This window comes from Burkholderia sp. 572, from assembly GCF_040545135.1.
GTDB lineage: Bacteria > Pseudomonadota > Gammaproteobacteria > Burkholderiales > Burkholderiaceae > Burkholderia > Burkholderia cepacia.
This window is the reverse complement of record NZ_JBEPLH010000016.1, coordinates 88,149-110,192: the sequence shown is the minus strand read 5'-3', so window position 1 is coordinate 110,192 and position 22,044 is coordinate 88,149. Positions and strand designations below refer to the sequence as shown.

Sequence of the window (22,044 nt, the reverse complement as noted above, 5' to 3'; positions counted from 1 at the left end):
CCGATCGCCGGTCGCGGGTCAGGCCGACGTGTCCGTGGCCGCTACCGGCTCCGCATCGGCTCGCGCCGGCTCGGGCGCCGCACCGCGATCGTCCGGCGGCGTAATGAGCGCCACCAGCGTGTCGTGATCGATCGACTCGTGCTGCAGCAGGCACCGCGCGATCCGTTCGAGCGCGTCGCGATGCTCGCCGAGCGTCGCCGCGACGCGGACGTGCGCGTCTTCGAGCAGCGCGCGCACCTCCTCGTCGATCAACTGCGCGGTGTGTTCGCTGCACCGGCCGTCGCCCGGCGTCCATACGCCGGGTGAACCGCCTTGCGGCGTCGCGTCGTCCAGCGTCGCCAGGCCGAGCTTCGCGCTCATCCCGTACTGCATGACCATGTGCCGCGCCAGCGCGGTCGCTCGCTCGAGGTCGTTCTGCGTGCCGGTCGACACGTCGCCGAACACGAGTTCCTCGGCGACGCGCCCGCCGAGCAGGACGTCGAGCCGCTCGAGCAGCTCGCTCTTGCGCAGCACGTAGCGATCCTCGGTCGGCACCTGCTGCGTGTAGCCGAGCGCCGCGATGCCGCGCGGGATGATCGACACCTTCTTCACCGGATCGCAATGCACGCGGCTTTGCGCGATGAGCGCGTGCCCCGCCTCGTGGTACGCGATGGTCCGCTTTTCCTCGTCGTTCATCACGCGGCTCCTGCGCTCCATGCCCGTCATCGCGCGATCGATCGCCTCGTCGAAGTCGGCCATGCCGATCGCCGGCTTGCCGAGTTCGGCCGCATGCAGCGCGGCCTCGTTGACGACGTTCGCGAGATCCGCGCCGACGAAGCCCGGCGTGCGCTGCGCCAGCTCGGCAAGGTCGACCTCCGGGGCCAGCTTCACGCGCTTCGTGTGCACGGCAAGGATCTGCTTGCGGCCGGTCAGGTCGGGCCGGTCGATCGCGATGTGGCGGTCGAAGCGCCCGGGCCGCAGCAACGCCGGATCCAGGATCTCCGGCCGGTTGGTCGCGGCCATGATGATCACGCCCGAATTGGCCTGGAAACCGTCCATCTCGACGAGCAGCTGGTTGAGCGTCTGCTCGCGCTCGTCGTTGCCGGACATCAGGCCGACGCCGCGCGCCTTGCCGAGCGCGTCGAGCTCGTCGATGAACACGATGCACGGCGCCTTCTGCTGGGCCTGCTCGAACAGGTCGCGCACGCGTGCCGCGCCGACCCCGACGAACATCTCGACGAACGCCGAGCCGCTGATCGTGAAGAACGGCACGGCCGCCTCGCCGGCCACCGCGCGCGCGAGCAGCGTCTTGCCGGTGCCGGGCGCGCCGACGATCAGCACGCCCTTCGGGATCTTGCCGCCGAGCCGCTGGTAGCGTTCGGGGTTGCGCAGGAACGCGACGATCTGCTGCAGCTCGGCCTTCGCCTCGTCGATGCCGGCGATGTCGTCGAACGTGATGCCGGTTTCCTGCTGCACGTATACGCGTGCCTGGCTTTTGCCCATGCCGCTGAAGTCCCGGACCCCGCCCGGCCTGCGCATCATGAAGCTCCAGAACGTCATGAGGACGATCACCGGCAATATCCACCCGGCAAGCGTTTCCAGCCAGCCCGAATCCGACACGCCGCGATAGCGGATGCCGGCAGCCGTGAGTTCGGTGACGAGGCGATCGTCAGCGACCCGGTTGGTCGTGAAGCGCCACGGCGGCCCGGCCTTCTTCACGGCGGCCGCGTCGGAGGCCGGCAGGTTCGCAGCGGCCTCGGGCATGCGCAGCACGCCCGAAATCGACGACTGGCCGATGTCCAGATCGTCGACGAGCCGCGCGTCGACCAGGCGGTGAAAGTCGCTGTACGGGATCGACGTCGTTGCCGGCCGGGTCATCAGCAGCTGATACGCCACCAGCGCGGCAAACACGAACGGGATCAGCAGTCCGGAGTAATCGAATGATTTTTTCATCGCATCAGGCCCGCTCGCCGGACACCCCTCCGTTCATGCGTCGTTGCGCGTCCATTGCGCGCGCAGGATGTCCTCGCCGTCGCGATAGTGGATCGCGAGATCGCCGTGATGCGCATGCAGCAACGCTTCCCCCAGCCGTCGCACCATGTGCACGCCCGTCGTGCGGACGACGAGCGTATCGGCGGATTTCTCGATTTCCATGATGCGTTCGAGCGCGTGCTCGCTCGTCTCCAGAATGGCCTGGCGCTCGAGCAGGTCGAGAATCGCCGCCCGGTGCGCGCACAGGTACGCGCCGTGCAGCACCAGTTCGCCCGCCGGCAGGTTTTCCCGCATGCGCTTGCAGGCCGGGCATTCGAGCTGGCGCCGGTCGAGCGGCGTCGCGTACCACGTCCAGCGGCCCGCGTCGCAGACGGCGCCGCAGCCTTCGCAGATCCTGTCGCCCTTCGGCCGCTTCGGATCGCGGTAACTGTCCTTCGTATGCGGCTGCATGCGCCTGTCGTGGCGCAGAGGGTGTCGGCCGGGGCCGGAATTCGAACGGTTCATGACTGCGTCTCCTCGCAGTGGACGGCACTGGCGAGCCGTCAGCCGACGGTAAGCCGGTCGACGACCTCCCGAACGCCTCTCACCGATCCGGCCGCCCCGCACGCGGCGCGCCTTTCGGCGAGCGACGCGACCTTGCCCGTCAACGTGACGATGCCGTCGGCCGCGTCGATCGCAATTCCCGCGGATTCGCGCCGCGCGCGACGCGCAAGCGCTTCGGCGATCCGCGTGCCGACGTCCGGCACCGTGTGATCCGTGCGCACCCGGATCCGGTTCGCGACGCCGACGACGCCGATCATCCGGCTGACCATCTTTTCCGCCGCCCGGCTCTGGTATGCATGATCGACTTCACCGTCGAGCGTCACGCAACCGTGATCGACCTCGACGCGAATCTTGTGATCGCGCAGCGCCTCCTGCCAGCCGAGCGCGAACGTGATCGCGATCGCCAGTTCCTGGTCCGCGCACGCGTTCTCCTGCGGTGCAACGTTCAGTTCGAGCACGAGCGCGCGTGCATCCTCGACATGCAGCGCCGTTTTCTGCGCCTCGAGTTTCTGGGCCCAGCTGTCGACCGTGCCGCGCAACGTCACGATCCGGTCGTGTACGTCGACGTCGATCCGCCGTGCATCGACCGCCGGATTCCAGAACAGCGCCTGCTCGACATCCTGCTTGAGTGCTGCATCGGACTTCATTGCCGTCTCCTGTCGGCCCGTGCCGGTCGCGACATTCGCGATCGGCGATGGGGCCGCACCGGATTCAGCATCGCGCAAGGCGGCGCCGGCGGTTTGACGAGGATCAATCAACGCCGTGCTTGCGGCAGCCGCCGTCGCGCACACTCGATCCCGATTTTTCCGTTGACGCAGATCAACCGCGCGACGGGGTGCGACGCGATCATGTCCCCGGCCGCCGCGGCATTCGTGGCGGCCCGCACGCTTCATATCGTTGCGACAGCCGCTCCCCGGGAGACCGTCATGAACCGCAGGCAATACCGCATCTCGCTGGCAACGCTCAGCGTATTCATCGCGCTCGCATCGCTGGCCGGCATCATTCACGGCATGCTGTTCGACGAGCGGGTTTTCAGATACTCGATCGTCACACTGATCCTGAGCATCCTCTCGTTCGCCGTCCTGCTGAACCTCGCCCCTGGCGATCGGCCGTGACGCGCGCGACCGCGTCGGGCCCGGCGCAACCCGCCGGCCCGGGGCCATGTTCCGGCGCGCCTGTCAACCGAAGCACCGCTCGAAACGCATTCCCGCCGAAGTGATGCAGATCAAGGGTAGGAGCGTCAATCGTCGGATATAAGTGAACCCGAAGCGGCGACGCCACGAGGCGGCGCCACCCCGCGTTTCCGTATTCGCCGAGGCTTTCCATGCGCGCCACCGCGCTTCCCGTTGTGTTCCGCATTGCAGCTTCCCGGTACGGGCGTTTCGTTGCGCTCGCAACGGGTATCGGCCTGCTTTCCGGATGCCTGTCGCTCGCCCCGCCGGACCAACGTCCCGCCGCGCCGATCCCCGCCGCCTTTCCGGATCCGTCGGCCGGCGCCACGCCCGCGGCCGCGCCGGTGCCCGCATGGCAGGACTACTTCGTCGATGCGCGCCTGCGGGCGCTGATCGCGCAGGCGCTGGCCAACAATCGCGACCTGCGCGCGGCTGTCGCGCGCGTCGAACAGGCCCGTGCCGTCTACGGCATCCGCAGCGCGGACCAGTGGCCGACGATCGGCGCCGGCGCGGCCTATGCGCGGTTTCGCGCGCCGGGCGGGCTCCTCACGCCGACGCCGTTCATCGGTCAGGCCTACGAGGTGCGGCTGGCCGAGACGCAATGGGAGCTCGATTTCTGGGGCCGCGTGCGCAACCTGAAGGACGCGGCGCTGCAGCGCTATCTCGCGAGCGATGCGGCCCGGCGTGCCGCGACGCTGAGCGTGATCACGTCGGTCGCCAACGCGTACCTGACGCTGTGCGAGTACGACGAGCGTATCGCGCTGACCCGCGCGACGATCGACACGCGCCGCGAGTCGCTGCGGATTTTCCGGCTTCGCCACGCGGCCGGCGCGATCTCGCGCCTCGACCTGACGCAGGCCGAGATCCTGCTGCAGCAAGCGGAATCCCTCGGCGCCCAGTTGCAACAGGCGCGCGCCTCGGCGGCCGATGCACTGGCCCTGCTGGTCGGTGCGCCGCCGGATCTGGCCGGCACGCCGCTCGCGCTCGACGACGCCGCCGTCGCGCCGTCGCTCGCCCCCGGCCTGCCCTCGTCGCTGCTCGCGCAGCGGCCGGACGTGATCGCGGCCGAACACGAGTTGCAGGCGTCCCGCGCCAACATCGGCGCGGCGCGCGCCGCGTTCTTTCCGCGCATCGCGCTGACGAGCTCGATCGGCTCGGGCAGCAGCGCGCTGCATGAGTTGCTGACGTCCGGCACCGGCGTCTGGTCGGTGATCCCGAACGTGACGCTGCCGCTGATCGACGGCGGCCGCAACCGCTCGAATCTCGCCCTCGCGCACGCGCAGCACGACGAAGCGCTCGCGCGGTACGAGCGGACGATCCAAAGCGCGTTTCGCGACGTGTCCGATGCGCTTGCATCCCGCTACTGGCTGGCCGACGAGGTGCGTATCGAGCGCGCCACGCTGGATTCGCAGGCCGAACGGGCCCGCCTCGCGAAGCTGCGCTACGACAGCGGCGCGACCCGCTTCCTCGAGGTGCTCGACGCGCAGCGGGACCTGATGAACGCGGAGCAGCAATGGGTGATGACGCGTCGCGCGCTGTTGTCGAGCCGCGTCGCGCTGTACGGCGCGCTCGGCGGCGCCACGCACGACGGCGACGCGGCCGCCGCGCGACCGACCAACGAATCGACGAATCCGGATTCCATACGATGAAAACCCTCAAGCGCCCTCTTCTGATCGGGGCAGGCGTCGCCGTGCTCGCGATCGGCATCACGTATTTCGGATGGACGCGCTGGCGTGACGGGCAGGCCGATGCCGGCCTCGTGAGCGGCAACGGCCGCATCGAGGCGACCGAGATCGACGTCGCGACCAAGCTGCCGGGGCGCGTCACCGCGATGCTCGTCGACGAAGGCGACTTCGTGAAGGCCGGGCAGCCGCTCGCGCGCATGGACGTGGTCGTCCTCCAGGCACAGCTCGACGAGGCGCGCGCCCGGGAGGCGCAGGCCGTGAACACGGCGGCGAGCATCGACGCGCAGGTCGCGCAGCGGCGCAGCGACAAGGCGGCGGCCGAGGCCGTCGTCGTCCAGCGGGAAAGCGAACTGGATGCGGCGACGCGGCGGCTCGCGCGCTCCGAAACGCTGTCGCGCGACGGTGCGTCGTCGATGCAGGAACTCGACGACGATCGCGCGCGCGCCGGTAGCCTGCGGGCGACCGTGAATGCGGCGCGCGCGCAGGTGCAGGCAGCCCAGGCCGCGATCGATGCGACCCGGGCCCAACTGGTCGCCGCGCACTCGGCGGTGACGGCCGCGCAGGCGACCGTCGCGCGCGTGCAGGCCGACATCTCGGACAGCGACCTGACCTCGCCGCGCGACGGGCGCGTGCAGTATCGCGTGGCCGAATCGGGCGAGGTGCTGCCAGCCGGCGGCAAGGTGCTCAACGTGGTCGACCTGTCGGACGTCTACATGACGTTCTTCCTGCCCGAGACGGTCGTCGGCCGGGTGCCGCTCGGCGCCGACGTGCGGATCGTGCTCGACGCGGCGCCGGAATACGTGATTCCGGCCCGCGTGTCGTACGTGTCGAGCACCGCGCAGTTCACGCCGAAGACGGTCGAGACGGCCACCGAGCGGCAGAAGCTGATGTTCCGGGTGAAGGCACGCATCGACCGCGACCTGCTGCAGCGCCACCTGAAGCTCGTCAAGACCGGGCTGCCGGGTGTCGCATGGCTGAAGGTCGATCCGAACGCCGCGTGGCCCGCGCGCCTCGCGATCAAGGTGCCGCAATGAAATCGGCGCTCCCGGCCGATACCGGTGCCGGCGCGACCGAAACGCCGCCGGCGCCCGCGCCGGTCGCGCGGCTGTCCGGCGTCTCGCTGCGCTACGGCGACAAGGCCGCGCTCGACGACGTGACGCTCGACATCCCGGCCGGCCGCATGGTCGGGCTGATCGGCCCGGACGGGGTCGGCAAGTCGAGCCTGCTCGCGCTCGTATCCGGCGCACGCGCGATCCAGCAGGGGCGCGTCTGGGCCCTCGGCGGCGACCTGGCGTCGCGCCGTCATCGCGCGCGCGTGTGCCGGCGCATCGCGTACATGCCGCAAGGCCTGGGCCGGAACCTCTACGCGACGCTGTCCGTCGAGGAAAACCTGCAGTTCTTCGCGCGGCTGTTCGGCCACGATGCGGCGGAGCGGCGCCGCCGGATCGACGCGCTCACGCGCAGCACCGGCCTCCACCCGTTCCTGGATCGCCCCGCCGGCAAGCTGTCCGGCGGCATGAAGCAGAAGCTCGGCCTGTGCTGCGCGCTGATCCACGATCCTGACCTGCTGATCCTCGACGAACCGACGACCGGCGTCGATCCGCTGTCGCGCGCCCAGTTCTGGGAACTGATCGCGCGCATCCGGGCCGCCCGCCCGGCGATGAGCGTGCTGGTGGCGACCGCGTACATGGACGAAGCCCGGCGCTTCGACCGGCTGATCGCGATGGACGCCGGGCGGGTGCTGGCGACCGGCAGCCCGGACGAACTGCTGGCCCGCACCGGGTGCGACACGCTCGAAGGCGCATTCGTCGCGTTGCTCCCGGACGCGCAGCGACGCGGGCACGAGCCGATCCGGATCGCGCCGTTTCAGCCCGAACCCGCCGCCGGCTACGCGATCGAGGCCGACGGGCTGACGATGCGGTTCGGCGATTTCGTCGCGGTCGATCACGTGAGCCTGCAAATCCGCCGCGGCGAGATCTTCGGCTTCCTCGGCTCCAACGGCTGCGGCAAGTCGACGACGATGAAGATGCTCACGGGCCTGCTGCCGGCCTCCGAAGGCACGGCGACGCTGTTCGGCCAGCCGGTCGCGGCCGACGACATCGACACGCGCCGGCGGGTCGGCTACATGTCGCAGGGGTTTTCGCTGTATGGCGAGCTGACCGTCCGGCAGAACCTCGTGCTGCATGCGCGCCTGTTCGGCGTGCCGGAGGCTGACGTACCGGGGCGGGTCGACGAAATGGCCGGGCGCTTCGGACTCACCGGCGTACTCGACGCGTTACCCGAAAGCCTGCCGCTCGGCATGCGGCAGCGGCTGTCGCTCGCGGTCGCGATGGTGCACAAGCCCGAACTGCTGATCCTCGACGAGCCGACGTCGGGTGTCGATCCCGTCGCGCGCGACGACTTCTGGCGGCTGATGATCGAGATCGCCCGGCAGGATCGCGTGACGATCTTCATCTCGACGCACTTCATGAACGAAGCCGAGCGCTGCGATCGCATCTCGCTGATGCACGCGGGCCGGGTGCTCGCCAGCGCGTCGCCGGGGGAACTCGTGCGCATGCGCGGCGCCGGCACGCTCGAGGAGGCGTTCATCGCGTACCTGACCGACGCGCAGCGTGCGGACAGCGTTCCGATGGACGCCGCGTCCGACGCGGGCTGGCTGAACGCGCCGCCCGAGGCCCCCGCCGCCCGGGCCGGCGCCGCCCGCGCGGCCGCGTGGTTCAGCCCGGCGCGCGCCGGCAGCTACCTGTGGCGGGAAGTGCTGGAGCTGCGGCGCGACCCGCTGCGCGCGACGCTGGCCCTGTTCGGGTCGCTCGTCCTGATGTGCGTCATCAGCATCGGCATCAGCCTCGACGTCGACAACCTGACGTTCGCGGTGCTCGACCGCGACCAGTCGATCCTGAGCCAGGACTATGCACAGAACCTCGGCGGCTCGCGCTACTTCGTGCCGCGTGCGCCGCTCGCGGACGAGCGCGAGATCGACCGCCGCATGCGCAACGGCCAGCTGTCGCTCGCGATCGAGATTCCGCCCGGGTTCGCGCGGGACGTCGCGCACGGCCGCCGGGTCGAGATCGGCGCGTGGATCGACGGCGCGATGCCGATGCGCGCCGAGACGATCCGCGGCTACGTCGCCGGCATGCACGAGAACTGGCTGCGCGACCAGGCGAAGCACCGGCTCGGCGCGTCGCTCGCGCCGGCCGTCGAGATCGCCGTGCGCTATCGCTACAACCCGGACGTCAAGAGCCTGCCGGCGATGATTCCGGCCATCATGCCGATGCTGCTGCTGATGCTGCCCGCGATGCTGACGGCGCTCGCCGTCGTCCGGGAACGGGAGCTCGGGTCGATCGTCAACCTGTACGTCACGCCCGTCACACGCGCGGAATTCCTGCTCGGCAAGCAGGCGCCCTACGTGATGCTCGCCATGCTGAACTTCCTGCTGATGGTCGTGCTGGCCGACGTCGCGTTCGGCGTGCGGATCAAGGGCAGCTTCTTCACGCTCGCGGCCGCGGTGCTGGTCTTCAACGTGGTGGCCACGGGCATCGGCCTGTTCGCGTCGACGTTCACGCGCAGCCAGATCGCCGCGATCTTCATGACGATCGTCGGCACGCTGATTCCCGTCGTGCAGTTCTCGGGGCTGCTCACGCCGCTGTCGTCGCTGGAAGGCGCCGGCAAGTGGATCGGGGCGGTCTACCCGGCCACCTACATGCTCGCGATCAGCCGCGGCGTCTACAACAAGGCGCTCGGCCTGGGCGACCTGTCGTCGCAGTTCTGGCCGCTGCTCGCGGCGGCGCCGGCCATCCTGGCCATGACCGCCGCCCTGCTGCGCAAACAGGAGCGCTGACCATGTCGCGCCTGCTCGTCATCTTCCGGCTCGGGGTCAAGGAGCTCTGGAGCCTCGCCCGCGACCCGATCCTGCTCGTGCTGATCGTCTACACGTTCAGCGCGTCGATCTACGTCGCGGCCACCGCGCGCCCGGAAACGCTGCACAAGGTGCCGATCGCGATCGTCGACGAAGATGCGTCGCCGCTATCGGCGCGCATCGCGTCGGCGTTCTTCCCGCCGCAGTTCGCACCGCCGCCGATCGTCGACGCGGCCGCGGCCGATCACGGCCTCGACAACGGCGACTACACGTTCTCGCTCGACATTCCGCCGGATTTCCAGCGCGACGTGCTCGCCGGCCGTCACGCGACGATCCAGCTCAACGTCGACGCGACCCGCATGACGCAGGCCTTTACCGGCGGCGGATACGTGCAGCAGATCGTGTCGGGCGAGATCGACGCATTCGTGCGGCGCTATCGCGGCACGGCGTCGCCGCCCGTCGATCTCGCGATGCGGATGCGCTTCAACCCGAATCTCGACGAAGTGTGGTTCGGCGCGCTGATGGAGCTGATCAACAACGTGACGATGCTGTCGATGATCCTCACCGGGGCCGCGCTGATCCGCGAACGCGAGCACGGCACGATCGAGCACCTGCTCGTGATGCCGGTCACCGCCGCGGAAATCATGCTCGCGAAGGTCTGGTCGATGGGGCTCGTCGTCACGGTGGCGGCCGTCGCATCGCTGACGCTGGTCGTGGGCGGAGCGCTGCACGTGCCGATTCCGGGCTCCATCCCGCTGTTCGTGGCCGGGATGGCGCTGCACCTGTTCGCGACGACGTCGATGGGAATCTTTCTCGCGACGCTCGTGCGCAGCATGCCGCAGTTCGGGATGTTGCTCGTGCTCGTGCTGCTGCCGCTGCAACTGCTGTCAGGCGGACTGACACCGCGCGAGAGCATGCCGCTCGCCGTGCAGGACATCATGCTGGCCGCGCCGACCACGCATTTCGTCGAACTCGCGCAACGCATCCTGTACCGCGGCGCGGGACTCGATGCGGTCTGGATCCAGTTCGCCGTGCTGTTCGCGATCGGCTGCGCGCTGTTCCTGCTGTCGCTGACCCGCTTTCGCAAGACGATCGCCCAAATGGCGTAACCGGCCCGGCGGGCGGCCGGACGCGCGCGCGGCGGCCCCATTCGTCCGTTGATACAGATCAACCGTGCCGGCACCCTTCACGCGATCATGACGACACGTCCTGTGATAGCCGCGGCGGCCGCGATGGCGGCAGGGCGGCATCGCGCTCACGGCGGCCGGCGGCCGCCTCGCCGGAGAACGTCATGATGCGCCTGCCAAACCGAATCGTTCTTGCCACGCTCGGCGTGTTCACCGCACTCGCGTCGCTGCTGGGCGTCGAGCACGCGATGCTCGCCGGGGCGCCCGTCCTCCCGTACGCGATCGTCGCGCTGGTGTCGGGCGTCGCTGCTTTCGTCGCACAGTTGAATTCGGCCGCTGGCGAGCGCAGGCGTTGTGCGAGGTGTCGATGACGCGAACTTCGGCGAGAGGCTGCTGATCGTCGGGCCGTCCGGCAGCGGCAAGACGACGCTGCTCGGCGTGATCCCGGGCTACGTGCAGTTGCTGGTCACCGACGTGCAATACCATCAGGCGCGCCTTGCGTGGCTGCAGGCAGTCGCGCAGCGGCTGCAGGACACGGTCGCGTTCTACGTCGCGCTCGGCGGCGGCTGGGGTGACCCGGGCTGAAACGCGGCCGTGCGGTCGTCCGGAGTCAGCCCGTCTACGTGTGCGCCACGATGTCCGGCCGCTGCCAGGGCGGCAACTCGGCCCAGCCGAGCGGGCCGTAGACGGTACCGCCGGCGGCCTCGATCGTCTCGACGAATTCGGCGAGTGTCGCCCCCGCCGGCACGGCCAGCTTCATCGCGTCGACGAATTCCTCGCTGCGCAGCCACGGCACCGCGCCGCCGTTGATCTGCTCGACGCTCCAGTCCTGCCCGTGCCGGCCGGCCTCGGGCGGCAGCAGGCGCGGCGCGTCGAACGCCACGCGCAGCAGCTGAGTGCGCGAATCGCTGTAAGGCGGTTGCGCGACGTCCTGATAGGGCACGTCGGCCCAGCTTTGGCCGCATTGCAGGTCGAGCGGCAGGCACGTAAACCACGCCCAGGGCGCGCGGACGAAGCACAGCCGGTAGCCGGTCCGCGCGCCGTCCAGGTTGGCGATCAGCGTCATGATGGATTCGTCCCTATCGCGTCGAAATCTCGCTGCCTATGGTGTGTACGGCATATACGCGGCCCGCGCGGAGGGCGGAATCACGACATCGCCCTCGCGCATGCGACCACTATCGCGCCACCGTCCGGCCCGCGCGTTGATTGACGTCAAACCGTAGCCGCAACGGCTGGAGGACGAACCTCACCTATCCCGGGCACGGATACGGCAATCCCTGATTTCCGTCAATCGCTTCACGCGCATCCGCGCTGTAATCGGTTCACTGCTCCCTCGACTCCCGGTGAGGCATCCATGAAACTGACTTTTCTCGGCGCGACCGAAACCGTGACCGGCTCGAAGTACCTGCTCGAGCACGGCAACCGGCGCGTGCTGGTCGATTGCGGCCTGTTCCAGGGCACGAAGAACCTGCGGCTGCGCAACTGGAGCCCGTTGCCGCTCGCGCCCGACACGCTCGACGCGGTCGTGCTCACGCACGCGCATATCGACCATACCGGCTACCTTCCGGTACTGGTGCGCGAAGGATATCGCGGGCCCGTGTACTGCACGGCCGCCACGGCCGAACTCTGCGACATCATGCTGCGCGACAGCGCGCGGCTGCAGGAAGAGGAAGCCGACTTCGCGAACCGCCACGGCTACTCGAAGCATCACCCCGCACAGCCGCTCTACACGCTGGAAGATGCGCAGCGCGCGCTGCAACTGCTGAAGCCCGTCGCGTTCGACGAATGCACCGCACTGGGCGGCGGCCTGGCGTTCCGCCTGCTGCCGGCCGGGCACATCCTCGGTGCGGCGAGCGTCGTGATGCACTGGAATCACAAGGTGCTCGCGTTCTCGGGCGACCTCGGCCGCTATCACGACCCGATCATGCAGCCGCCGCTGGCGCCCGCGCATGCGGACTTCGTGGTCGTCGAATCGACGTACGGCGACCGTCTGCATCCGGAATCGGACCCCGAGAACGAACTGGCCGCGCTGTTCGACAAGACTTTCGCGCGCGGCGGCGTCGTGGTGATGCCCTGCTTCACCGTCGGGCGCGCGCAGGAAATCCTGCACTACATCGCGCGGCTGAAGGCGTCCGGCCGCATGGCGCGCGTCCCGGTATATCTCGACAGCCCGATGGCGACGGACGTGACCGAGATCTATCGTCACCATATTCTCGAGCACCGGCTGACGCCGTCCGAAGCGAATGCGCTCGGTCACGCGGCCACGATGATCCGGTCGGTCGAGCAGTCGAAAGCGATCGCCGACCATCATGGCCCGATGGTCATCATCGCCGGCAGCGGGATGGCAACGGGCGGCCGCGTGCTGCATCACCTGAGCCGCTACGCGCCCGATGCGCGCAACACGATCGCGCTGGTCGGCTACCAGGCGGCCGGCACACGCGGCGCGGCGCTGGCCGCGCACGAGCCGACGCTGAAGATTCACGGCGAATACGTGCGCGTGCGCGCGCAGGTCGAGTCGATCACGACGCTCTCCGCGCATGCCGACTACGAGGAGATTCTCCGCTGGCTCGGCACGATGCAGCGCGCGCCAGTGCGGACCTTCGTCACGCACGGCGAACCCGCGGCGGCCGATGCGATGCGGCGGCGTATCGCGGAGCGACTGCACTGGCCGTGCGAGGTGCCGACTTACGCGCAGTGCGTCGATCTCGACGCGGTCGAATCGGGCGATACGCACGAGCCGGCCGCGCTTTCATCCTGACGGCGACGCCTGCGACGCGCGGGCCGGCGCGTGCACGGGAACCGGACATCGCGCGCCGGGTCCCGTGCTCGCGGCGCGCCGCGTGGCTATCGGCTATCGGCGATCAACCGACTTCGATGATGACCTTCAGCGCATGGGTTTGCGCCGCGCGGCCGAAGGTGTCGTATGCGCGCTCGACGTCGTCGAGCGAGAACCGGTGCGTGATCAGGCGCGTCGGATCGAGGCGCCCGGCGCGTACGGTCTTCAGCAGCATCGGCGTGCTGACCGTGTCGACGAGCCGCGTCGTGATCGAGATATTGCGATCCCACAGCTTCTCGAGGTGCAGGTCGGCCTTGACCCCGTGCACGCCGACGTTCGCGACCACGCCGCCCGGCGCCACCAGCGAGGTGCACATCTCGAACGTCGCCGGAATGCCGACCGCCTCGATCGCGCAATCCACGCCGACGCCGTCGGTCAGTTTCATGACCTCCGCCACCGGGTCGCCGCTGCGGCCGTCGATGCAATCGGTCGCGCCGAAACGCCGCGCCACCTCGAGCCGGTTGCTGTCCGGGTCGATCATGATGATCCGCGCGGGCGAGTAGAACTGCGCGGTCAGCAACGCCGCCAGCCCGATCGGGCCCGCGCCGACGATCGCGACCGAGCAGCCGGGCTGCACCTTGCCGTTCAGCACGCCGCATTCGAACCCGGTCGGCAGGATGTCGGACAGCATCACGAGCGCGTCCTCGTCCGCGCCCGGCGGAATCCGGTAGAGGCTCGTCTGCGCATGCGGGATGCGCACGTACTCGGCCTGCGTGCCGTCGATCCGGTTGCCGAGGATCCAGCCGCCCGTCGTGCAGTGAGAATACAGGCCGCGCCGGCAGTACTCGCAGCGGCCGCACGACGAGATGCACGAAATGAGCACGGGATCGCCCGGCTTCAGTGAATCGACCGCGGCGCCGACCTGCTCGACGATGCCGACGCCCTCATGGCCGAGAATGCGGCCGGGTTCGCAGGTCGGTACGTCGCCCTTGAGAATATGCAGATCGGTACCGCAGATCGTCGTGCGCGTCACGCGGACGATCGCGTCGGTGGGCGACTGCAGTTCCGGCCTCGGCCGCTCCTCGAGCGCCTTGCGCCCGGGTCCGTGGTAGACGAGTGCTTTCATCGCGGTTCCTCCATCGAAAGAAAGGGTTTCGGGTTCATTCATCAGGACTGCAGGTGATGCCGACCCTGCGCCAGCACCGTCGCAAGTGCACACGAAGCGATCCGGACGGCGATGCCGTCGGCACGGCTCGTCAGCACGATCGGCACGCGTGCGCCGACGACGATGCCTGCGCTGACGGCACCCCCCAGGTATTCGAGCTGCTTCGCGAGCAGGTTGCCGGCTTCGATATCGGGAACGACCAGGATGTCGGCGCGGCCGGCTACCGGCGAATCTATCCCCTTGTCGTGCGCCGCCCGCAGCGAAATCGCGTTGTCGAACGCGAGCGGGCCGTCGACGATCGCACCCGTGAGCTGGCCGCGCTCGGCCATCTTCGCGAGCGCGGCCGCATCGAGCGTCGAGCGCATCGCCGGATTGACGGTTTCGACCGCGCACAGCACCGCCACGCGCGGGCAGGCAACGCCCAGCGCATGTGCGACGTCGATCGCGTTCTGCGTGATGGCCGCCTTCTGCGCGAGATCCGGCGCGATGTTCACCGCCGCGTCGGTCAGGATGAACGGGCGCGGATACGCCGGCGCCTCGATCAGGAAACAGTGGGACATGCGCTTGTCGGTGCGCAGGCCCGAACCGGCCGCGACGACCGCGCCCATCAGCTCGTCCGTGTGCAGGCTGCCCTTCATCAGCGCGCCGGCGCGGCCGGCCGCCGCCAGTTCGACCGCGCGGGCCGCCGCCGCATGGCTGTGCGGCACGTCCTCGATCGTCCACGTCGAAAGATCGACGCCCGCCTCGTTCGCCACGCGTTGCACCTTGGCGCGCGGCGCGACGATCAGCGGTTCGATCGCCGCCCCCAGGGGTGACGTGCGCAGCGCCGCGAGCGCAACGAGACTGGTCGCGTCACACGGATGCACGACGGCGACGACGAGCGGCGCCGCGTTGCGCGCCCGCGCGATCAGCTCGGGTAATGCGCCGTCCGGGCGTGGCAGCAAGCCGGGCAGGCAGGCGTCGTCGAGCCCCTCCGGCGGCGGGTTTTCGCTCATGTTTCGAGTACGTAGGTGCCGGGCGCCGCCGCAAACCCCGCGGCCGGCGTACGGGCCGGCACGTCGCCCGACGAGCGCGCGTGCAGCCAGTCGCGCCAGCAGGTCCACCACGATCCGTCGACCGCCGGCGTGTCGCGTACGAAATCGTGCCGGCTGCGGTAGGCCGCGCCGGGGTCGCGGGTCGCGCATCGATAGTGGCGCCCCGCATGGCCGGGTTCGGACACGATGCCCGCGTTGTGCCCGCCCGATGTCAGCACGAAGGTCAGTGCGTGGTGCGTGAGCAGGTGGAGCTTGTAGACGGAACCCCACGGCGACACGTGATCGCGCTCGGTGCCGACCACGAACGTCGGCACGTCGAGATCCGACAACGCGACCGGCCGCCCGTCGACGCAGTAGCGGCCGGCCGCGAGATCGTTGTCGAGAAAGAGCCGCGTCAGGTATTCCGAATGCATCCGATACGGCATGCGCGTGGTGTCCGCATTCCACGACATCAGGTCGTTGGGCTTCGTGCGCGTGCCGAGCAGGTATTCGCTCATCATCCGCGACCAGATCAGGTCGCGCGCGTTCAGCAGTTCGAACGCGGCGGACATCTGCGCGCCGTCCAGGTAACCCTGCCGCCACATCAGCGCGTCGAGTGCGGACAGTTCGCTCGCGTCGATGAACAGGCCGAGCTCGCCGGGTTCGCTGAAATCGGTCTGGGCCGCCAGCAACGTGACGGAGCGCAGTGCGTCGTGTTGCCGCCCGTCGCGTGCGAGCGCCGCCGCGCCGATCGCCAGCAGCGTGCCGCCCAGGCAATAGCCGACCGCGTGGACCGCTTCGCCGCAGATCGACCGGGCGGCGTCGAGCGTCGCCATGCACCCGTCACGCAGATAATCGTCGAGCCCGACGTCGCGGGCCTCCGCGCCCGGGTTGCGCCACGACACCGCAAACACGGTGTAGCCCGCGTCGACCAGGAAGCGGATCAGCGAGTTGTGCGGCTGCAGATCGAGGATGTAGTACTTCATGATCCACGACGGCACGATCAGGATCGGTTCGCGCGCCACGGCGGGCGTCGTCGGGTCGTATTGCAGCAGCTCGCACAGCGCGTTGCGCCAGACGACGCGGCCCGGCGTGATCGCCACGTCGCGTCCCGGCAGATACGTGCGCGTGTCGCGGGCCCGCGTGCCGCTCGTGCGATCGAGCAACGCGCTCGCGTCGTCCAGCCAGTTCCGGAAGCCTGCCGCGAGATTCGCGCCGCCGCTGCGCATCGTCGCGTCGAGCGCGACCGGATTGGTCGCCAGGAAATTGCCTGGCGAGCACGCGTCGAGCCACTGTCGCGCGACGAACCCGACCAGTTCCTCGTGGTGCCGTTCGACGCCCGGCACGCCGCGCGTTGCGTCGCGCCACCAGCGCTGGATCGACAGGAAACTGTCGCGATACGCGCTGAACGGCCAGCCGGCCCACGCCGGCGCGGCGAAGCGCGGATCGGCCTCGCCGGCATGCACGGCAAGGCCGCTCATGTCTGCAGCGTCGGCGTCGCCCTCACGCCGGTTTGCCGCCGGTGCAACGGCGGCCGTGCACGCCTGCGTCGCGAGCTCGAAGCACTTCCCCGGCGACACCGCCAGATGCGCGCCCCAATCGAGCATGGCCAGCGCCAGCGATACGGGCGACAGCCCGAAGGTCATCGCGGCGACGGTCGCATGCGCTGCGCGGTTCCATTGTTCGGCAGGCGAAGTCGTTCCCGCCGGGCATTCGGCGGAACGCGACACCTGCCCGCCCCGATCCGGCGGCGGATTCGATTCGTGCGTGAACGGTGCACGGATGACGGAGGCTGTCATTGCATGTGCATGCCGCCGTTGACATCGAATTCGGCACCCGTCGCAAATGCGCCCGCATCGGAACACAGGAAGCCGACGAGCGCGGCGATCTCGTCGGGGCGGCCGAGACGCCCCACCGGGATCTGCGGCAGGATCTTCGTGTCGAGCACTTCCTTCGGCACCGATTCGAGCATCGCCGTATCCAGGTAGCCTGGCGCGACCGTGTTGACCGTCACGCCGTGACGCGCGAGCTCGAGCGCGAGCGCCTTCGTGAAGCCGTGGATGCCGGCCTTCGCGGCCGCGTAGTTCGTTTGCCCGTACGCACCTCTCGAACCGTTGACGGACCCGATGTTCACGATCCGCCCGAAGCCCGCGTCGATCATGCCGGGCACGAACGGCTTCGTCATGTTGAACATGCTGTCGAGGTTGGTGCGCAGCACCGCATCCCACATGCCCTTGGTCATCTTCACGAAGGTGGCATCGTGCGTGATGCCGGCGTTGTTGACGAGCACGTCGACGCGCCCGAATTCGGCCAGCACGCGTGCCGCGCAGTGCTGGCACGCATCGTAATCGGCAACGTCGACCTCGTACGCATGAAACGCGCGGCCGGCGTCGCGTTCCTGCGTGAGCCACGTCGCGACGTGGTCGTTGTGTTCGGTGTGCGACACCGCCACCGTCATGCCCGCGTCGTGCAGGCAACGGCTGATCGCGGCGCCAAGGCCGCCCATTCCACCCGTGACGAACGCGACGCGCCTAGCGGACATGATCGTGCTCCCGCGCGGCAAGGTGGTCGTCCGGCAGTCGCATGGCCACCGGCCCGCCGTCGCTCGCGCCGACGGCCTCCGTGATGCCGAGCTCGAACGCCGCCATCCAGTCGCGCCACGGCATGCTGGCCTCGTTGATCACGGCCAGCCGCCCGAGGTCGGGCAGCCAATCGGTCTGGTAGCGCGCCAGCCCGCCGGGGCCGTATTCGCGCAGCCACGTGCGCCACGCGCCGGCACTCTCGAACTGCCCGCGCATGCAGAGCTCGGTGGCGTCCTGCCAGATCGCGACGGTGGCGACCGTGTAGTCGCGCATCGCCAGCCGGGCCGCTTCACCGAAGGCCGTCCACTCGTTCGTAGCCGTGAGCGCCTGCTGCAGGCCGCGCACGGCGTCGCGGTCCCGTTCGATGCAGCGCCCCGCGAGCGCATGCCATTCCTGCTGCCAGCCTCGGTTCAGCGCGGCCATGCGCAATGCAAGATCGCATCCCGCGCGGCAAGCGTCGTTCGGTGTCGTCAAAGCATGGGCGCTCATCGTGTTCCCTCCTTCGATCCGGTCAACGGGTTCGCATCCGCCTCGTGCCGCCTGCCGGGCATCGGCATGGCGACCGCCTCACTGTGCGGCCGCGGCGCTCGGCTGCCGTTGATCTGAGTCAAGCGCGCGGAAACCCTGCTTCGTAGACTGGATTGCACTGGCGGATCACCCGTCGATGGAGCGATTCCGATGAGCTACAAAAGCATGGTCGTGCACCTCGATACGAGCGCCCGCGCGCATTCGCGCCTCGAGTTCGCGTTGCGTCTCGCCCGGCGCTTCGGTGCGCATCTCACCGGGCTGTTCGCGGTCTACACGCCCGAGCCGTATTCGTTCTACGTGATGGCCGGTTCCGCCGACTATTTCCGCGAGCACCGCGAGCGGCGCGACGAACGGCTCGCCGCGCTGGAGCGCCTGTTCCATGCGGAGACCGCCCGCGCCAAGGTGCCGGCGACCTGGGTTCGCGCGGACGAACGCGCGAATCAGGCCGTGCTGCGGGCCGCGCGACTCGCCGATCTCGTGATTGCGGGCCAGAGCGACCCGAACGATCCCGAGACCTTTATCGACGACCAGTTTCCGGAGAACCTGGTGCTGTCCGCCGGCCGCCCGGTGCTGTTCGTGCCGTACACCGGAGAATTTCCGTCGATCGGCGAACGGGTATTCGTCGCATGGGACGGCAGCCGCGAAGCGGCCCGCGCCGCGCACGACGCGCTCCCGTTTCTCGAGCATGCGAAGCGCACGACGGTCGCCGCCGTGGTCGACGCCGATTCGGAGGCGGCGACCACGCGCATTCCGGCCGCCGATGCCGCGCTGATGCTGGCACGCCACGCGCACGACGTGAACGTGCTCGACATCGGTACCGGCGCCGATGCGTCGATCGGCGACACGCTGCTGTCACGCGCTTACGAAACGGGTTCCGACCTGCTCGTGATGGGGGCCTACGGCCATCCGCGCTGGCGCGAACTGGTGATGGGCGGCGCCACGCGCACGGTGCTGGGGTCGATGACGCTGCCGGTGCTGATGTCGCACTGAGCCGGCCGATGCGCACGCTCGCGCTCCTCGTCGTCAATGCCGGTTCGTCGAGCGTGAAGTTCGCGCTCTTTGCGTATCCGCCGCACGACGATCCCGCGCGACGGCCGCTGCACGAGGGCGAAGCGGTCGAGACCGGCAACGGCGTGTCGATCCGCTTCGACGCCGAACCGGCCGGCACATTGCCGCTCGGTGCGAGCGACCCCTGTCGCGACGTGCTCGCGCGGATCGCGACGTGGATCCGCGGGCAGTTGCCGCACATCACGGTGGGCGCCATTGCCCATCGCGTCGTGCACGGCGGCACACGCTTCATGGAGCCGGTGATCGTCGACGACGCGGTGCTCGGCGCGCTACGCACGCTGACGCCGCTCGCCCCGTTGCATCAGCCGCACGGCCTCGACGCGATCGACGTGCTGCGCGGCGCGTTTCCGGGCGTCCCGCACATCGCCGTGTTCGACACGGCATTTCATCGCACGCTGCCGCGCACCGAGCAGTTGCTCCCGCTGCCGCACGCGTGGTTCGACGAGGGCGTACGGCGCTACGGGTTCCACGGCCTGTCGTACGAATACCTGGCCGTCGCGCTCGACGAGCGGTTCGGCGCACGTGCGCACGGCCGCGTGATCGCCGCCCATCTCGGCAGCGGTGCCAGCCTGTGCGCGATGCGCGACTGCCGCAGTGTCGCGACGACGATGGGCTTCTCGGCACTCGACGGGCTGATGATGAGCACGCGCTGCGGGGCGCTCGATCCCGGTGTCGTCCTGCACCTGCTCGAAGTCGGCAAGCTGTCGGGCGACGCGCTGGGCCACCTGCTGTATCACGAGTCGGGGCTCAAGGGCGTCTCGGGCGCGTCGGGCGACCCGCGCGTGCTGCTGGCACGCGAAGCCGCCGGCGATGCGCCGGCCGCCGATGCGCTGGCGCTGTACGTCCATCGCATCGTGCGCGAGGCCGGTGCGCTGACCGCGCTGCTCGGCGGCCTCGACATGCTGGTCTTCACGGCCGGCATCGGCGAGCACTCGGCCGTGTTGCGCGAGCGGATCTGCGCATCGCTCGGCTGGCTCGGCATCGACCTCGACGTGTGCGCGAATGCCGGCCATGCGCAGGTCGTGTCGTCCGCGTCGAGCGCGGTCACGGTGGTCGTCGAGCCGACCAACGAAGCGTGGGTCGCGGCACGCGCCGCGGTGCGCGTGCTGCGCGGCAACCGCGCCGCTTGATCCAGATCAGCGCCGTCGGCGCGCACGCGCCGATGATGACTTCATCCACATCCGTTCAAGGGAAATGCCATGTACTCGAACATTCTGGTTGCGCTCGACGGCAGCGACACGTCGTCCCGCGCACTCGACGCCGCGCTGACGCTCGCGGCGGAGACGGGTGCGCGGCTAACCCCCGTCTACGTCGTCGATTTCCTGGTGCCGGCCTACGACACGTACGGATACGATCCGTCGATCCTCGTCGATGCCTTCCGCGAAGAGGGGCTGCGCGTCACCGACGACGCGGCGCGACGCCTGAAAGCGCGCGACGTGGCCGGCACGCCGCAGATCTCCAACGTCGAGCCCGCGGGCGAGGACATTCCGCGCCGGATCGTCCGTCTTGCCGACGAAACCGGGGCCGATCTGATCGTGATGGGCACGCACGGCCGGCGCGGCTTCCAGCGTCTCTTCCTCGGCAGCGTGGCCGAGCGCGTGCTGCGCCTGGCCACCTGCCCCGTCCTGATGATTCCGGCGAACTGCCCGTCGGAGAAACCCGCCGAAACCGCCGCGGCATCAACCGAAAAGGAGCCGTCATGAGCTACAAGACCCTGCTCGTCCACCTCGACGACAGCGAGCGCTGCGCGACGCGCGTCGGCCTCGCACTCGAACTCGCGGCGCGCTGGAACGCGCATCTGATCGGCCTCTACGTGGTCTGCCAGGACCTGTTCGAGCCGTTGCGGCGGCCCGACGAACCGCTGAAGCTTGCCGTGTACGAGCGGCTGTGCGAGCAGCGCCGCAAGGAAGCCGAGGAAAAATTCCTGACGGCCGCCGAGCGCGCGGGACGCAGCGTCGAATGGCAGGCCCCCACCGGCGACGCGACCGCCGCCGCCATTCTGCACGCGCGTCACGCCGATCTGCTGGTGCTCGGCCAGGAAGACCCCGACGATCGCATGACCTACGTCGCACGTCATTTCGTCGAGGATGTCGTGATGGGCAGCGGCCGCCCGGCGATCGTCGTGCCCTACGCCGGCGACGTGCGAACGATCGGCGAGAACGTGCTGATCGGCTGGGACGGCGGGCGCGAAGCCGCCCGCGTGATGGCCGATGCGCTGCCGCTGCTCGCCCGCGCGCGCTTCGTCAACGTCGAGACGGTCGTGCGCGGGCAGCCCGATCCGGACAAGACGCCCGCAGGCGTCGACGTCGCCGCGTATCTCGAACGGCACGGCGTTCGCGCGTCGTTCTCCACGACGCCGCGCGACCGGTCGGTCGGCGTGGGCGCGACGCTGCTGAACCGGGTGACCGACCTGCACGCGGACCTGCTCGTGATGGGTTTGTACAGCCATGCGCGCATGCACGAACGCGTGCTGGGCGGCGCCACACGCACGATCCTCGAGACGATGACGGTGCCGGTGCTGCTGTCTCACTGAGTGAGCCGTCGAAAAGGGGGCAGCC

General features: G+C 69.4%; 20 protein-coding genes and 1 pseudogene. 12 read left to right on the top strand and 9 right to left on the bottom strand.

Features of this window, described 5'->3' with window-relative positions; all coding sequences use genetic code 11:
- Window positions 1–18: 18 nt before the first annotated feature.
- From ftsH to ABIC51_RS27925, 3 genes are read right to left on the bottom strand one after another with little or no spacing between them, the layout of a single operon-like run.
- Window positions 19–1,932: an ATP-dependent zinc metalloprotease FtsH gene (gene ftsH, locus ABIC51_RS27935; RefSeq protein WP_226129484.1), complete on the bottom strand. Its 1,914-nt coding sequence runs from the start codon at window positions 1,930–1,932 to the stop codon at window positions 19–21.
- 33 nt (window positions 1,933–1,965) lie between these two features.
- The gene (locus tag ABIC51_RS27930) at window positions 1,966–2,475 is read right to left on the bottom strand and encodes a BCAM0308 family protein (protein WP_059696772.1); all 510 of its coding nucleotides are present in this window, start codon (window positions 2,473–2,475) and stop codon (window positions 1,966–1,968) included.
- 38 nt (window positions 2,476–2,513) lie between these two features.
- Entirely contained in the window at window positions 2,514–3,161 is a 648-nt protein-coding gene (locus ABIC51_RS27925; protein ID WP_027792318.1) for a BON domain-containing protein, read from the bottom strand.
- 279 nt (window positions 3,162–3,440) lie between these two features.
- Between ABIC51_RS27925 and ABIC51_RS27920 the strand changes: the two genes are divergently transcribed.
- The 7 genes and pseudogenes from ABIC51_RS27920 to ABIC51_RS27890 all read left to right on the top strand — a co-directional run.
- Window positions 3,441–3,629 carry a DUF2964 family protein gene (locus tag ABIC51_RS27920; protein WP_027792317.1) on the top strand — a complete coding sequence of 63 codons (189 nt, stop codon included), beginning with the start codon at window positions 3,441–3,443 and terminating at the stop codon, window positions 3,627–3,629.
- 209 nt (window positions 3,630–3,838) lie between these two features.
- Entirely contained in the window at window positions 3,839–5,335 is a 1,497-nt protein-coding gene (locus tag ABIC51_RS27915) for an efflux transporter outer membrane subunit (RefSeq protein ID WP_226129486.1), read from the top strand.
- Window positions 5,332–6,405: an HlyD family secretion protein gene (locus ABIC51_RS27910; RefSeq protein WP_027792315.1), complete on the top strand. Its 1,074-nt coding sequence runs from the start codon at window positions 5,332–5,334 to the stop codon at window positions 6,403–6,405. The genes ABIC51_RS27915 and ABIC51_RS27910 overlap by 4 nt, the downstream gene beginning before the upstream one ends.
- Window positions 6,402–9,209, top strand: coding sequence for a ribosome-associated ATPase/putative transporter RbbA (gene rbbA / locus ABIC51_RS27905; protein ID WP_175901467.1), 2,808 nt, complete (start codon window positions 6,402–6,404; stop codon window positions 9,207–9,209). Before ABIC51_RS27910 ends, rbbA begins: the two co-directional genes overlap by 4 nt.
- Window positions 9,210–9,211: 2 nt before the next feature.
- On the top strand, window positions 9,212–10,336 hold the full coding sequence (locus ABIC51_RS27900; protein ID WP_027792313.1) for an ABC transporter permease: 1,125 nt from the start codon (window positions 9,212–9,214) through the stop codon (window positions 10,334–10,336).
- A 182-nt stretch (window positions 10,337–10,518) separates the two neighbouring features.
- Window positions 10,519–10,725, top strand: coding sequence for a DUF2964 family protein (locus ABIC51_RS27895; protein WP_175855842.1), 207 nt, complete (start codon window positions 10,519–10,521; stop codon window positions 10,723–10,725).
- Window positions 10,709–10,777 (top strand): annotated as a pseudogene (locus tag ABIC51_RS27890) (hypothetical protein); the annotation flags it as partial. The gene ABIC51_RS27895 and the pseudogene ABIC51_RS27890, both read left to right, overlap by 17 nt.
- Window positions 10,778–10,973: 196 nt before the next feature.
- Here the strand turns inward: ABIC51_RS27890 and ABIC51_RS27885 are convergent.
- Window positions 10,974–11,420, bottom strand: coding sequence for a hypothetical protein (locus ABIC51_RS27885; RefSeq protein ID WP_021163484.1), 447 nt, complete (start codon window positions 11,418–11,420; stop codon window positions 10,974–10,976).
- A 288-nt stretch (window positions 11,421–11,708) separates the two neighbouring features.
- Here ABIC51_RS27885 and ABIC51_RS27880 point away from each other — a divergent pair, with 288 nt between their 5' ends.
- A complete protein-coding gene (locus ABIC51_RS27880) occupies window positions 11,709–13,112 on the top strand; it encodes an MBL fold metallo-hydrolase RNA specificity domain-containing protein (protein WP_175901469.1) in 1,404 nt (467 codons plus the stop codon).
- Between the two features lie 103 nt (window positions 13,113–13,215).
- On the opposite strand, the gene ABIC51_RS27875 is transcribed toward ABIC51_RS27880, so the two are convergent.
- Genes ABIC51_RS27875 through ABIC51_RS27855 form a run of 5 tightly spaced genes read right to left on the bottom strand, consistent with a single transcriptional unit; the run spans window position 13,216 to window position 18,379 of the window.
- Window positions 13,216–14,256, bottom strand: coding sequence for a zinc-dependent alcohol dehydrogenase family protein (locus ABIC51_RS27875; RefSeq protein ID WP_059696792.1), 1,041 nt, complete (start codon window positions 14,254–14,256; stop codon window positions 13,216–13,218).
- Between the two features lie 41 nt (window positions 14,257–14,297).
- Window positions 14,298–15,290: a bifunctional enoyl-CoA hydratase/phosphate acetyltransferase gene (locus tag ABIC51_RS27870; protein WP_060318989.1), complete on the bottom strand. Its 993-nt coding sequence runs from the start codon at window positions 15,288–15,290 to the stop codon at window positions 14,298–14,300.
- Window positions 15,287–17,107: a PHA/PHB synthase family protein gene (locus ABIC51_RS27865; RefSeq protein WP_175901472.1), complete on the bottom strand. Its 1,821-nt coding sequence runs from the start codon at window positions 17,105–17,107 to the stop codon at window positions 15,287–15,289. The genes ABIC51_RS27870 and ABIC51_RS27865 overlap by 4 nt, the downstream gene beginning before the upstream one ends.
- Window positions 17,104–17,850 (bottom strand): beta-ketoacyl-ACP reductase, encoded by a 747-nt coding sequence (locus ABIC51_RS27860; protein WP_027792306.1) that lies wholly within the window; start codon window positions 17,848–17,850, stop codon window positions 17,104–17,106. Before ABIC51_RS27860 ends, ABIC51_RS27865 begins: the two co-directional genes overlap by 4 nt.
- Window positions 17,840–18,379 carry a hypothetical protein gene (locus ABIC51_RS27855; protein WP_027792305.1) on the bottom strand — a complete coding sequence of 180 codons (540 nt, stop codon included), beginning with the start codon at window positions 18,377–18,379 and terminating at the stop codon, window positions 17,840–17,842. The genes ABIC51_RS27860 and ABIC51_RS27855 overlap by 11 nt, the downstream gene beginning before the upstream one ends.
- Window positions 18,380–18,568: 189 nt before the next feature.
- Between ABIC51_RS27855 and ABIC51_RS27850 the strand changes: the two genes are divergently transcribed.
- The 4 genes from ABIC51_RS27850 to ABIC51_RS27835 all read left to right on the top strand — a co-directional run bounded on the left by ABIC51_RS27850 (window position 18,569) and on the right by ABIC51_RS27835 (window position 22,019).
- Window positions 18,569–19,408 (top strand): universal stress protein, encoded by an 840-nt coding sequence (locus ABIC51_RS27850; RefSeq protein ID WP_124816147.1) that lies wholly within the window; start codon window positions 18,569–18,571, stop codon window positions 19,406–19,408.
- A gap of 8 nt (window positions 19,409–19,416) precedes the next feature.
- Window positions 19,417–20,616 (top strand): acetate/propionate family kinase, encoded by a 1,200-nt coding sequence (locus ABIC51_RS27845; protein ID WP_175901473.1) that lies wholly within the window; start codon window positions 19,417–19,419, stop codon window positions 20,614–20,616.
- A gap of 69 nt (window positions 20,617–20,685) precedes the next feature.
- On the top strand, window positions 20,686–21,189 hold the full coding sequence (locus ABIC51_RS27840) for a universal stress protein (RefSeq protein ID WP_059696801.1): 504 nt from the start codon (window positions 20,686–20,688) through the stop codon (window positions 21,187–21,189).
- Complete coding sequence (locus tag ABIC51_RS27835) at window positions 21,186–22,019, top strand: universal stress protein (RefSeq protein ID WP_060082655.1); 834 nt, start codon at window positions 21,186–21,188, stop codon at window positions 22,017–22,019. Before ABIC51_RS27840 ends, ABIC51_RS27835 begins: the two co-directional genes overlap by 4 nt.
- The last annotated feature ends 25 nt before the right edge of the window (window positions 22,020–22,044 follow it).